The organism is uncultured Desulfosarcina sp., assembly GCF_963664155.2.
In the GTDB taxonomy this organism is placed as follows: domain Bacteria; phylum Desulfobacterota; class Desulfobacteria; order Desulfobacterales; family Desulfosarcinaceae; genus Desulfosarcina.
The window spans coordinates 3,113,712-3,126,908 of sequence record NZ_CAXXXH010000001.1; the positions used below are offsets into that span (position 1 = coordinate 3,113,712).

13 protein-coding genes are annotated in these 13,197 nt (G+C 57.5%); all 13 read right to left on the minus strand.

What is annotated here, in order from left to right:
- Nucleotides 1-80: 80 nt before the first annotated feature.
- The 13 genes from ACHZBS_RS14215 to ACHZBS_RS14275 all read right to left on the minus strand — a co-directional run bounded on the left by ACHZBS_RS14215 (nt 81) and on the right by ACHZBS_RS14275 (nt 13,161).
- Entirely contained in the window at nt 81-611 is a 531-nt protein-coding gene (locus ACHZBS_RS14215; protein WP_319407175.1) for a YeeE/YedE thiosulfate transporter family protein, read from the minus strand.
- A complete protein-coding gene (locus ACHZBS_RS14220) occupies nt 608-1,150 on the minus strand; it encodes a YeeE/YedE thiosulfate transporter family protein (RefSeq protein WP_319407176.1) in 543 nt (180 codons plus the stop codon). The genes ACHZBS_RS14215 and ACHZBS_RS14220 overlap by 4 nt, the downstream gene beginning before the upstream one ends.
- 62 nt (nt 1,151-1,212) lie before the next feature.
- Nucleotides 1,213-1,581: a monovalent cation/H(+) antiporter subunit G gene (mnhG, locus tag ACHZBS_RS14225; RefSeq protein WP_319407177.1), complete on the minus strand. Its 369-nt coding sequence runs from the start codon at nt 1,579-1,581 to the stop codon at nt 1,213-1,215.
- Nucleotides 1,575-1,898 (minus strand): cation:proton antiporter, encoded by a 324-nt coding sequence (locus ACHZBS_RS14230; RefSeq protein WP_319407178.1) that lies wholly within the window; start codon nt 1,896-1,898, stop codon nt 1,575-1,577. The genes mnhG and ACHZBS_RS14230 overlap by 7 nt, the downstream gene beginning before the upstream one ends.
- A complete protein-coding gene (locus ACHZBS_RS14235) occupies nt 1,895-2,368 on the minus strand; it encodes a Na+/H+ antiporter subunit E (protein WP_319407179.1) in 474 nt (157 codons plus the stop codon). The genes ACHZBS_RS14230 and ACHZBS_RS14235 overlap by 4 nt, the downstream gene beginning before the upstream one ends.
- On the minus strand, nt 2,365-3,855 hold the full coding sequence (locus ACHZBS_RS14240) for a Na+/H+ antiporter subunit D (RefSeq protein ID WP_319407180.1): 1,491 nt from the start codon (nt 3,853-3,855) through the stop codon (nt 2,365-2,367). The genes ACHZBS_RS14235 and ACHZBS_RS14240 overlap by 4 nt, the downstream gene beginning before the upstream one ends.
- Nucleotides 3,852-4,238: an NADH-quinone oxidoreductase subunit K gene (locus ACHZBS_RS14245; RefSeq protein ID WP_319407181.1), complete on the minus strand. Its 387-nt coding sequence runs from the start codon at nt 4,236-4,238 to the stop codon at nt 3,852-3,854. Before ACHZBS_RS14245 ends, ACHZBS_RS14240 begins: the two co-directional genes overlap by 4 nt.
- Before the next feature lies 1 nt (nt 4,239).
- A complete protein-coding gene (locus ACHZBS_RS14250) occupies nt 4,240-4,650 on the minus strand; it encodes a Na+/H+ antiporter subunit B (RefSeq protein WP_319407182.1) in 411 nt (136 codons plus the stop codon).
- Nucleotides 4,651-4,658: 8 nt separating this feature from the next.
- Complete coding sequence (gene mbhE, locus ACHZBS_RS14255) at nt 4,659-6,905, minus strand: hydrogen gas-evolving membrane-bound hydrogenase subunit E (protein ID WP_319407183.1); 2,247 nt, start codon at nt 6,903-6,905, stop codon at nt 4,659-4,661.
- 82 nt (nt 6,906-6,987) lie between these two features.
- Nucleotides 6,988-7,815, minus strand: coding sequence for a universal stress protein (locus ACHZBS_RS14260; protein WP_319407184.1), 828 nt, complete (start codon nt 7,813-7,815; stop codon nt 6,988-6,990).
- A gap of 14 nt (nt 7,816-7,829) precedes the next feature.
- The gene (locus ACHZBS_RS14265) at nt 7,830-10,550 is read right to left on the minus strand and encodes a UPF0182 family protein (protein WP_319407185.1); all 2,721 of its coding nucleotides are present in this window, start codon (nt 10,548-10,550) and stop codon (nt 7,830-7,832) included.
- A 57-nt stretch (nt 10,551-10,607) separates the two neighbouring features.
- Nucleotides 10,608-11,042: a phosphate-starvation-inducible PsiE family protein gene (locus ACHZBS_RS14270; RefSeq protein ID WP_319407186.1), complete on the minus strand. Its 435-nt coding sequence runs from the start codon at nt 11,040-11,042 to the stop codon at nt 10,608-10,610.
- A 325-nt stretch (nt 11,043-11,367) separates the two neighbouring features.
- Entirely contained in the window at nt 11,368-13,161 is a 1,794-nt protein-coding gene (locus ACHZBS_RS14275) for a long-chain fatty acid--CoA ligase (protein ID WP_319407187.1), read from the minus strand.
- Nucleotides 13,162-13,197: the final 36 nt, after the last annotated feature.

Below are 13,197 nucleotides of genomic sequence, written 5' to 3' on the forward strand. Positions count from 1 at the left end.
ATCTACCCGACCAGACGGAAGCCTTTGGCAGCAATGGCTCACGACGAAATTGACGCACGATACCATCCCCTGATCGTGATTCACAGGTTTTTCTTTTCAAACCAAAAGAACAACCCAATTGTTCCCACCCAAAACAAAGGAATGATGATCCACTGCGAAATATTTATCGCTTCCGGAAGTCCGATTCTTCCGAAGTCCTTCCAGGCAAGAACGGTTGACTTAAAAAAAGGATAGAGTTCTGCATAGAGTGCCGCCCCTGCCACCATGCCAAGTATGGCAAACACGGCGTGCCAGCGCCCTTCCCCCAACGCGCCAAGGGAGGTGCCGGGGCAAAAGCCCATGATTGCCCATCCGGCACCGAACAGAGCGCCTCCGATCACCACGGCACCGACATTCATCGGTTTATGGCTCAACGTTATGATTTCCATGTTCGAGAGCCAAAGGATCCCGACCATTCCAACCAGAATTGCCGAAAGCATGAATTTAAATATGGTCATGTCCGTCAACAGCATTGCGCCGACCTGCTTGTCGAAGCGGAGAACACGACCTTTCTGAAGTAGAAATCCAAACAACACGCCCGTGAGAAGACCCAGCCATTGTGCGGTATTCATGATTTCCCCCTTCCATAAACGATATGCGCCACCCAGACGCCTGCACCAAAGAACATGGCCAAGGCTACGAACGAACTGAGGGACAATTGCATCATTCCGCTGAGCCCGTGTCCGCTGGGACATCCATCGGCCAAACGAGCGCCCACCATCGCGATAACCCCTCCCACGAATGCCCCGGCTGCCCGCTTCCCGATGGATGGGCCAAATCGCTTCTCCCATGTCGGCGGAACACTTTCCAGCCGAAAGCTCTTGTCCGTGGCAGACGAAATGAGGGCACCCAGGACGATGCCGACAACCAGCATGAACTGCCAGTCGATGCGAACCTTTGTCTTGGTGAAATACTCGTTTGCCATAACATGATCCGCGGCGACCGTTTTTTCAAAGAGACCGGCTGCCCGAACGAACGTCGTCGAGGCGCCGAGGTAGCTGGTCTTGCCAAGCCATTGTGTCGTTGCCAGGACTGAAGCGATGGCCAGGAGACCGACCAGGGCTCCGGCGAGGTAAGGGCTCCAGCCCCCATCCTCTGTTTTCCATTTCATTGGTTTCTCCTTTCTCCTGATTATAGGGCAAAAAATGCAATTTCCGGGAATTTGTCGTGATGTTACGAATGCGGGCGCTCGTCGTCCGGAACGGCCTGCTTGTTTTTCATGGTGTGGTCGAGCTCGTCGATCCAGGTTTTCTCGAACAGGCGGATGCCCCGGTGGTAGGCGGCGCGGCCGATCAGGTGGGCGGCCACCGGTGCGGTCAACAGCAGAAACACGATGACGGCCACGGCCTTGATGGTCGTGCCCAGGTCGTCGGCCGCCACGGCTTCCGCCGCCAGGATGAACCCCGTACCCAGGGTTCCTGCCTTGGTGGCGGCGTGCATGCGAATGAGGGTGTCCGGTAGCCGCAGCATGCCCACGGCGGCAACCAGGCAAAAAAGACTGCCGACGATCAACAGGGTGGCCGCGATGATGGCGCTCAGCATTCGTCCCCCTTTCGGTTGGGCGTTTCGCCGGGTGCACGGCGGGAACGCAGCAGAAATCGGGCCAGGGCAACGGTTCCCAAAAAAGCGACTAGGGCGTAAGCAATGGCCACATCCAGAAAGGATGTATCCCCGGCATGCACCGCATAGGCCGCCAGAAAGGCGACGATCAAAACCGAAATCAGATCCAGCGCCACCACGCGGTCGGCTGCCTGCGGCCCCCGAACCAGCCGGAAGAATGCCAGCGCCATGCTGATAACCAGGAGCACCAGCGCCAGTCGACTGACGATCTGAAGCAGTGTCTGGCTGTCGGCGATCATCGCATCACCTCAAGCACCCGCCGCTCCACCCCGTCCGTGATGCTTTTCCGGAAGCGGTCCGGGTCGTCCAGAAACATGACATGAACGTAAAGGGTGCGGCGGTCTTCGGAAAGGTCGATGCTGAGCGTGCCTGGTGTCAGGGAGATCAGGTTGGCTACCAGCAGAATCTCCATTTCGGTGTTGGCACGCAAAGGGATACCGACAATACCCGGGCGGCTGATGTGCCTGGGGGTGACCACGTCCCACAACACCCGCAGGTTGGACAGGATCAACTCCATCAAAAAATAGCCCAGGAGGCGGGCGGATTTAGGGGCACGTTGAAAATAGCGGGACCGGCCATACAGAGGCTGGGTGATCCACAATGCCGCATACCCCAGCGCAAACCCCACCAATAACCCGGTAAGGCTAAACTGCCCCTGTACACCCATATAGCCGAATGCCAGAAAGCTGTTGATAAAGAACAGGTTCATCGCATCTCCCCCACAACGGTGTAAACATAAGCCATCGGGTCGAGCAATTCTTCGGCCGCCGTCCGGGCCAACTGAACAAACGGCTCCGGCCAGAAACCGATGCACACGGTCAGCAGGACCAGGGCCACGACCGGGGCCGTCATCCAGATGGAAACGCGGTTTTGGACGATGGCGGTTTCCGTGGTGGGCATTGGCTTCCAGAAGGCTTCGTTCCAAATCTTGGTCATGGAATAGACGGTCAGTAGACCCACTGCCGCAGCAACACCCGCCAGGGCGAATTGTCCGGAATCCAGGCTGGCTCGGATCAGGATCATTTTGGCCCAGAATCCGGACAGGGGGGGAAATCCGGCCAGGGAAAACGCGGGTATGAAGAACAGCAGCGCCACCAGACCGCGGGCGTACATGCCTCCGATGCGATTCAACGCAAATGATCCGCCGCGCTGTCGGATCAGGCCGCTGATCAAAAACAGATTGGCTTTTACCACGATGTGATGCAGCAGATAAAACACGGCACCGGCCAGGGCGAGGGGGGTGAACAATCCCAGACCCAGAATCATGTAACCCACCTGGCTGATGATGTGAAACGACAAAATACGTCGGATGTCGCTTTGCGCGGCGGCACCCAGCACACCGGTGATCATCGTCAGCGCCGCTGCCGCCAGGACCAACTCCCGGACACCATTGTCATCGAACGGAAACAGGAGGGTGAAGGTCCGGATCAGCGCATAGACGCCCACCTTGGTCAACAGGCCGGAAAAGATCGCCGATACGGCCACCGGCGGGGTGTGATAGGATGCGGGCAGCCAGAAAAATAGCGGAAAGAGCCCTGATTTGATGCCGAAGGCCGTCAGGAACAACACGGATACGGCCGCCACCTGTCCCGGATTGGCAACCGCGCGGAGCTTGAGATGCAGGTGGGCCATGTTGAGCGTTCCGGTCATGCCATAGACCAGCCCCAGGCCGGTTAGAAAAAGCAGGGTGGCAAAGAGATTGATCACCACATACGTGACGCCGCCTTTAATTTGGGCGCGGGTTCTTCCAAGCACCAGCAGGGCAAACGAGGCCATCAGCATGACCTCGAACCACACGTAGAGGTTGAACAGGTCGCCGGTCAGAAATGCCCCGCTGATACCGCCCACCAGAATGTGCACCAGCGGATAGTAGCCCCGCCGTATGTCGTCCGCACTGATTTCAGCCCGTGAATAGACGACCACGGCCCCGTAGACGACCCCGGTAATCAGAACCATCAGGGCGCTGAGATGGTCGGCGACCAGGGCGATGCCGAAGGGCGCCGGCCAGCCGCCCAATTGCAGGACGGCAATACCCTGATGGTGGACTTGGTAGAGCAACCACCCGCCGGCGACCAGATGAATGGCGGCAACGGTCAGTGCCGAGACATGCTGAAAAAGCGGCCGGCGGCGTCCCAGCAACGCAAGGGCCGCAGCGGCGAACGGGACAATTATCGGCGCAACCAGCAACCCGTTCATGGCCGCGGCCTTTCTGCCGGCGTAAGGTCCTGGTTGTCCGATTCGGAATCGGTCATCGCCTCGGTGTCCACCGTACCCAATTGCTGGAAAGCAGTTAAAAACAGGATGAAGATGAATGCCAGCAAGGCAAATCCGATGACGATGGCTGTCAGAATCAGCGCCTGGGGCAGACTGTTGGCCACGGCTGCGACCGGCTGCAGCGACCCTTGTGGAATCAACGGCGGCCGGGAGGTGTCCGGACGGCCGGCGGCAAAGATCAACAGGTTGACGGCGTTGCTGGCCAGCACCAGCCCAAAAATAAAACGGACCAGATTTTTGCCCAGCATCAGGAACACACTGCCGGCCACCATTGTTCCGGTCAACAAGGCCAGGACGGTTTCCATGTCAACTTTCCTCCAGGTGGAGCACGAGGGTCAAAATCGTCCCCAGCACGGCCAGAAAGACACCCACATCGAAGAGCAGGGGCGTGCCCACCGCCGGCGCACCGACCGTCGCATCCGCCGGCCACCACAGACCGGTCAGATAGGGTTGTCCGGTAACCACGGCCATCAGACCCGAACCGATGGCCAGCAGCAGCCCCCAGGCGACCAGGACGAGGGGGTCAATGCGCAGGGCCTGACGGACCGGCTGAGGTCCTTCGGCAATGGCAAACAATGCAAAACCCGTTGCGGCCACCAGGGCTGCGGAAAAACCGCCGCCGGGTGCGTTGTGACCGCGCAGCAGCAAATAGACGGAAAAAACCAGGATTAATCCGACCAGGATGCGATTGGCAGCACGCAGGATGAATGACGGCATGGTTGGGTTTACCTCCTCCGTCTGGCCAGCAGCGAAAAACCGGCCAGACCCGCCGTAGCCACCACGACGATTTCGCCCAGGGTATCCAGGCTGCGAAAATCGACGAGGATGACGTTGACGATGTTGCGTCCATGGGCTGCGATCGCGCTGTTTTGTTCGAAAAAATCGGTCAGCTGCCGATCGAGCGGTCCACCGGTGACCGCCAGGGTCAGCGCGGCGACCAGCGTGCCGGCGCCCACGGCCACCAGGGCATCGAACCAGCGCCCGGGTAAATGGAGTCCGGCTGTTTTGTCAAGCGATGGCAGTCGCAGCAGGACGATGGCAACGATGATCAGGGTCAGGGTCTCCACCAGCAGTTGGGTGAGGGCCAGATCCGGAGCACCGTAGACCAGAAAGATCAGTGCCGCGCCGGAACCGATCACTCCCAAGGCGCAAACGGCCAGGACGCGGGAGCGGGCGACCACCACCACACCAAGGGCCGCTGCCATCAGGGTAACCAGCAGCCACTGTGCCAACGGCAGGGACGGCAGGTGCAGCAGACCGGGACGTGCTGTGGCATTCAAGGCCCAGATGCCGGCGGTGGCCAGCGTGAACACGCCGATGATCGTCAGCAGATAGCGATGCAGCGAGCCGTTTTGGATGAAGCGGGTCAGCCCGGCAGCGGTTCGGGCCGTGGCGGCCATTCCCATTTCGTAAAACCGGTCACCGGTGACGGGCAGTCTTGCCATCCGGTCGGCCAGCCAGCCTCTTATCGGCCGCCTGACCAGATAGAGCCCCAACCCCAACCCCATGGTCAGAAAACTTAAGAGCAGCGGTTCATTGAATCCGTGGAACAGCTTTAACTGAACCGGTTCCACGGTCGGATGAAACGCGGAAACGGCCGGCTGTATCAGCCATCGCCCGACCCAGTCGGGGAAAATGCCGAAGATCAAACCCAGTGTGCCGATGGTCGCCGGGCCCAGCCACATGCCAATGGGTGCTTCGTGGGGTGCTCTGGGCGTCTGTCGCGGGGGTCCCAGAAATGGCCGGATCGCAATGATACCGGCAACGGCGGCCATCAGGGCATTGGACAGCACTGCTGCTGTGGTGGCAAAAGCCGGGAACATATCTTCGGTCAGGGCGCCTGCGTACATGATTTCCTTGCCGATGAATCCTAAAAAGAGGGGAAACCCCGCCATGGACATGGCAGCAGTGGCGGCGCCGAACGTCGTCATGGGCATGGTGCGAATCAATCCGCCGATATGCTCGACCTGTCGGGTTCCGGTCTCGTGGTCGATGATGCCGACCACCAGAAAGAGGGCGGATTTGTAAAGGGAGTGAACCAGCAGAAAGGTGACCGTAGCCGTCAGTGCCGGTGTGGTCTTGCCGCCCAGAAACATGACCAGGATGCCCAGGGCCATGATGGTGGTATAGGCCAGCATGCGTTTGAGATCTGATTGGCCGACGGCCAGAACGGCTCCCAGCAGGGCCGTTACGCCGCCGACCACGACCAGGGTGCCCATCCATGCCTCCGTGCCGCCCAGAACCGGATGAAACCGGGCCAGCAGGTAAATGCCTGCCTTGACCATGGTGGCCGAATGCAAAAATGCGCTGATTGGCGTCGGCGCGGCCATGGCGTTGGGAAGCCAGAAATGAAACGGAAACTGGGCGGATTTGGTGAAGGCGCCGATTAACACCATTGCCATGATGAAAAGGTAATTCGTTTGTCGCTGCAGCAGCCGGGCCTGCTCGGCAAGGGCGGAGATCCGGTAGGTGTCGACGATTCCGCCGATCATCAAGAACCCGATCAGCAGGACAAGACCGCCGGCGCCGGTGACCAGCAGCGCCTGACGTGCATGGCTGCGGGCACTTTCGTTCTTGTTGTCGAAGCCGATGAGCAGGTACGACAATACCGTGGTCAGTTCCCAGAAGACGAACAGGGTGATCAGGTTGTCGGCCAGCACCAGTCCTAGCATGGAGAGCAGAAACAGATGCAGAAAAGCAAAAAACCGGACGTAATACCGGTGGCCGGCCATGTAGTCGGCTGAAAAAAGAACCACGAAGACACCGGTTCCGGTGATGATCAGGCCGAACAGCACACTCAATCCATCGACGGCGACGTCGAGGTTGACACCGATTCCAGGAATCCAGTCCCAAGAGAAGAAAATGGCGCCGCCGCCTACCGCCGCCGGCACCCGTGAGCACAACCCGGTAAATATCGCCAGCGGCAGCAGCGCCGTCAACCTGGCTATAATTATGGAATCCGTGCGATTCATGCTTGGTTCACCTTTTCAAGCAGGATGCCCTCTTTTGCGCGGTGCAAGGATTTACCGGCTCCCTGTGACGTTTCTTTCCGCGTTATTGTGCCAGGAATAAAGGCCGATCGGCATTCTGGATCGTTGCCAGGGCCGTACTGCCCATGATCTGGCGAAACATCAGGCTGCGGACGCTGTTGCCCATGACGATGATATCCGCCTGGGTTTGCTGGGCGTGGTCCAGAATGCCTGCATCGGCGTCTTCATCCACTATCCGCATCTTGGTTTCGTAGCCGTGAGCTCGGCAATATTCGGTGGCGGCAGCCAACAGTTCCTTACCCTTGGAAGTGTCCGTGGAAAAATGAACGATGTCGATGCGGACATCCGGCCACAAACGCATTTGCACGAAACGTCGCATGGCCTTGGCCGACTCCATGGAACCACTGTACGCCACGAGGGCCTTGCGGATGTTGCGATACTGGGGCGATACCGCCAGAATCGGGCGAACCCCCTGGGACACCAACCGGATCAGGGCGTCTTTGGGTTCTTCCGTCAGGCCGTAATCGAAGAGGCTTTTCAACCCGAAAATAGTCAGGTCGTGGTAGCGCGCATGGGATATCATCAGGTCGAAGGCGTTGCCGGTCTCCCGTTCGACGGAGCAATTCACACCCGCTTCCTGGCAGGCCTTCTCGAATTCGGAAACGGCTGCTTCCACGCGCTCCCGGGTTACGTCGATGCGACGCTGGGCCATGCGCTGGGCATAGGCTGCGCCGCCAAGGGGCACGGGGCCGACCCTTTGCAATCGATCCAGTTCGACGATGGTGACCCCGGTCACGTGCGCATGGTGGGTCCGGGCCAGTTCGACGGCCCGTTTCACGGCCACCGTGGTAAACGGGGTTCCTCCCAGTCCGACGAGAATACGTTTGGTCATGGGCTGTCCCTCCATTAGTCGTCAGAAGCCGATGGAGTCTGGTTTTCGCCACTATTTAACGTCTCCGCCGGCTGGGTTGAGGACGTTTTCAAACCGTTCTCCGGCGTAGGTGGGTTTATGTTGTTTTCAACCGGGGAACCGCTGCTCATTTCGCGAGATTGCCGTGTCTGGGCATTGCGATCCCTGCGGACCGATTTTCGCGCCAACTCCGCTTCCAGCATAACCGCAGCCTCCTCCAGGCTGGGCGCCATGACAACGGCATCATCCAATGCCATGATCAAGCGTTTCAGCTGCGGGATTTTCAAGGCGCCCTCTTCCTGGAGGTAGACCGGCTGGATATAAAGCAGCGAACCGCCCGAGGGTTCGATGATCATTTTGCCTAAAAGTACCTCGGACCCTTCCTGATCCCAAAGGGTAAACTGTTCGGAAATGACAATGTCCTGGTTGACCAGGGAGTGGACCTGGGCGGGACCATACACCTGCTGGTCCCTCGAAAAGCGGTAAGCGAATATTTTGCCGTAGTTGTCGCCGTCGCTGCCGGCAATGACCAAGGCCCTAAGGTTATCGCGGCCAAAGGGCGCCATGGGCATGAACAGCAGAAAGTCATCCCTGCCCGGTTCAATCAGGTCCAGGGTCAGGTAGTACGGGTTGGCCGGAACCAGATCCCGGCCCTGGGGCACTTTCGAAAATTCCCAGATATCCTCCTGCCGATAGAATCGTTCCGGGTCCTGCTGGTGGTACTTGGCATAAACGGCGACCTGGGTCAAAAAAATATCCCGGGGATAGCGGATGTGTTTTTGAAGGTCCTCGGGCATCTCTGCCAACGGCCGGAAAACGCCGGGGTACATGCGGCGATAGGCGTTGATGATGGGATCCGTCCGGTCGGATACGTAGTAGGAGACTTTTCCGTGGTAGGCGTCCACGACAATTTTTACCGCGTTGCGGATGTAGTTGAACCCTCCCTCCACTGCCGGGGCCAGGGGGTAATTAGCGGATGTCGTATAGGCGTCCTGAATCCAGAACAGACCATCTGCCGTCGAAACGATATACGGATCCTGGTCGAGCTTCAAAAACGGGGTGATGTGCGTGATCCGGTCCAGGATGTTACGGCGGAACAATATCCGGCTGCGATCGTTGGTCTTGGCGGTAAAAAATATATTGCGGTCCTTGAAGTACATGGAGAAGAGCAACTTGCGCCACAGAGAATTGACCGGGACCCCGCCGTTGCCGTCGTAATGGACGATGGCTTCATCGTCGCCCACCGGGGAGCCGATTTCTCCGGCATCATTGGGGACGATCGCGTAAGGTTTGTCCTCGAGCCCGTAATAGATGGATGTCCGGTTAATGGACAACCCGAATTCGGAGCGGGGCGGGATATCCTTGATGAACCAGGTCATGAATTCGTCACCGGCCTGGGCGGCCGGAATCATCACCACCCCCTGGCCGTGGGTGTATTGCAGGTGGAGATTGATCCAGTTCTGTGCGGATTTGGGTAATTTGGAAAACTGGATCTCCCTGGCGCCCAGATATACCTGGCGGTAGCTGCCCTCGACGATGTAGCGATCCACGTCGATGGTCGGAAACGAATAATAGGTACGAATGCCCTGGAGCTCCTCGTAGACGCCGCCCAGCATCTCGCGGTCCCAGACGGGAATGTTCTGCAGGCGCCGCACCAGTGCCGGGTCTTCGGCATCGAAAGCGGGCTTCGATTGGGTTTTGAAATCCTGGGTCTGGACGGCATCGAGTCCATAGGCGGCCAGTGTCGATCGGATGTTGGCATCAATATACGGCCGTTCACGGGCAATCTGGTTGGGCGCGACGATATATTTGCGCACCATGTCGTTGAAGAAATCGGCGTTTTTTCCCATTACGCTGAGCGCAAACAGCACACCCACAATCACCGGCAGCTTCCAACCCGACTTGCGGTTAACGCTGACTACCAGTGAAATACCAGTCGCCGCCAGGAAAATCACGGAGAGCCAGATCATCGGTAGGATGATCTTCATCTCCACATATCCGGGGCCGAAAAAAATGGGCAGATTGACCGTTTCGTTGAGCAGGTGGAATCGTTCGAGCAGGAATCCCCAGCAGACGATGGCGACGGTTGCCAGGGCCAGTGCGCTGATGTGCACCCGTGCTCTGCGCGGCAGCGCCTGATCCTGAATGGCCAACAGGCGACTTTCGTACCAGTAGAGGAACATTACACCCAACAGCAAAATGATGAATGCCACCAGTACCTCTTTCTGGATCAGGGTGTAAATGGGCAGGGAAAGCAGATAAAAACTGATATCTTTGCCTATCAACGGGTCAGTGACCCCGCTGGCGCCGCCGAAAAGAAACAGCAGCGCCTCTTTCCAGTGGGCATACATGGGCGCGGCGATGGGCAACGCCATCAAAACGGAGAGGGGCAGGTACATGCGCCGCAATCCATTGTGCAGGGTCGTGATCAGGTTTCTTTCATTCTTGTCGGGGGACGTTTCGGCGACACCGACAACGCGCGATGCTAACCAGAAATTAACGGTAAAGAAGCCGAAGAATATCGCGGCAAAAAGGGCAAATACAAGGTAGCGGTAAATCAACCGCATGAGGAAGTAAACCGTCAATCCCTGCGACTGGAACCACCAGAAATCGACCACAAAATCGACAAAAATAAGTTTGAGCAGGATAACTGCCAGTCCAATCGCAGCAATTGCTGACGCGGCGATGAGCATTCTCTTTTTCAAAACTTTTTTCAAATCCTGCGCCTTTCTCCCAGACCCTCGATGGGTTTAACATGGAAAATCATGGGGTGTTCACGGTTTCTGATCGAGACTATCTGACATATCAATTCTCAGCTTGCGCCTCACGATATAGTAGGACACGGAAATCGTTATGATCAACGCGGCAATGCCAAGGATGACGACGCTGTCATATTCCTTAAGGTCCAATATTATCACTTTGCGTGCGATGGCAATAAGCGCCACTTCCAATACGATCTCGGAGTGAACGACTTTGTCCTGCAGGTAGGCCTTGATCGTTTCCAGCAATTCGATTCCGATGATGATCAGGAGGAAAAATCCAAAGAGTTCAAGCAACTCATCGATTTCAAGAAAAAAAACCGGCGGACTGATAATGTCCTTGACAAGCAGATAGCCCAGTTCGATCGTTGAAATCAGAATAATGAGGGCCATCATGTATATGAGAGACCGGATGATCATGTGTTCGAATGTTCGCAGCCATTTGGTCATTGTCTTCTCCATAAACGGTTGAAATCCAATCGGCAGGCACCCGGCATCGTAAAAGCGATGGCTCACGCCAACAACGACGGGTTTAGTGGTTAAGGTTCGGGATGCCGCCTAATGCGGAACCGATGATTCGATAGATAACCCGTGGAACATAAGAAAGCAGGGCGCCTGCGGATGACTGCGCGGCTGCCCTAGAGGATTCACTCCAATGCCGCCGGCAGACAGGTAAACTCCATTTTTCCCGCCAAATTTAGAGCATCGGCGGATAGGGTGTCAAGGGTGTGTTATGTCAAAAACAGACACCGGACGATTGCATCTCCCTATTATTTCACGTGTAGAGGGCATCCAATTGATCCTGGTATTGTTCAAGCACGCTGCGGCGTTTCAGTTTCATGGTCTGGGTGAGGGTGCCGGCCTCCAGTGAGAAGTCCTCCTGGAGCAGCACAACCTTTTTGGGGATTTCGTATCCGCCGAATTTGCCCTTCAGGAAGGCGGCGATTTCGTTGCCGATCATTTCCTGGATGCCTCTGTCGGCGACCAGTTGGTCCGGGTCTTCGGGGAACTGGTTTTCCCGGGCGTATTTTTGGAGCACCACGAAATCGGGTACGATCATGCAGACATTGTAGGGTTTCCCTTCGCCGTAAATCATGGCGTTTTCCACCCAGGGGAGCAGCCGGATCTCCTCTTCGAGAGCTGTCGGAAATACGTATTTGCCATTTTCCAGTTTGTACTGCTCCTTGATGCGGCCGGTGATGTACAGATACCCGTCTTTGTCCAGGCGGCCCCGGTCGCCGGTGCGAAATCCACCGTCTGTGGTCATCACTTCGCGGGTGGCATCGGGCTTGTTGTTGTACCCTTTCATTACGTTGGGGCCATAGACGATTATCTCGCCATCGTCGGAGTCCTCTTCGAGAAACAGCCGGTCAATTTCCACGAGGACTTGATCGATGGGGCGACCCACACTTCCCGGACGGTGGGCTGCCGGACAGTTCATGGTTACGGCCGGCGTGGTTTCGGTCAGGCCGTAGCAGTCGTACACGGGGATGCCCATGTCGCTGAAGAAGTAGCCGATCTCGACGTTCATGGTGGCGCTGCCGGTGATGGCAGTCGTCAGCCGGCCGCCGAAACGGTCCCGGATTTTTTGGAAGACAATTTTGTCGGCCAACCCGAACTTCAGGTTGACCATGAAACTGGATTGCATCTTTTCGGCCAGTTCGCGTCGCTGGCGGGCGCTCTCGACGCCCATGACGAACAGTTTCTTGACCAGGCCGCCGGTCTCGTTCATTTTAGCCCACAGGCCATCGTAGATTTTGTTGAAGACCCGGGGAACCGCAACCAACAGCGTCGGCTGCACTTTCGCCATGTCTTCGGCAAGGGTGGTGATGTCTCCCATGAAACCCATGGATCCGCCGAATTGAATTAAATTGTAAAGCTCCGCCGTCTGGCCGAAAGAGTGGGCCCAGGGCAGGATGCACAGGCTGCGGCTGTCGGAGCCCAGTTCCGGGAAAAGGGCGCCACCGGCCTGAAAATTGGTGGTGAAATTGCCGTGGGACAGCAGAACGCCTTTGGGATCCCCCGTGGTTCCGGAGGTGTAAATCAGCACGGCGATATCATGGGGATCGGGGTGGATCGCGGCAGCCGGGTGGGCCCGGCCCATCAGTTCCAGCGCTGCCATGGTGTTCTCGCCATGGCCATCGATGAGCAGCACCTTCTCCAGCCCCGGCGTTTGATCCTTGAAACCGGTTACCTGGCCGAGGATGTCGGGATTGGCGACGAAAAGCAGCCTGACCCGGCCGTCATTGATGATGTATTGCCATATCTTCGGCAGTTCTTTTTCGTACATGGGGATATATCTGGCACCCAGGCCGTAGGCGGCGAAGGCACAGATCGCCCATTCGGTGCGGTTGTTGGCGATGATGCCCACCGCGTCACCCTGTTTGATACCCATGCGGGCCAGGCCGCCTCGAAGATTGTCTATCCGGCGGCCTACCTCCCCGTAGGTCACCCATTCGTAGTCACCGGCGGCATTCTTGGTCCCGAACAGGGGGTCGTCCGAAAACGCCGCAACACTGTCTTCAATCAGGGAAACCAGGTTGTCCGGGGGATCGTAACGATAGGCCATGGGTTCTCCTTCATCAGCGGGTCCTGCCGCATATCA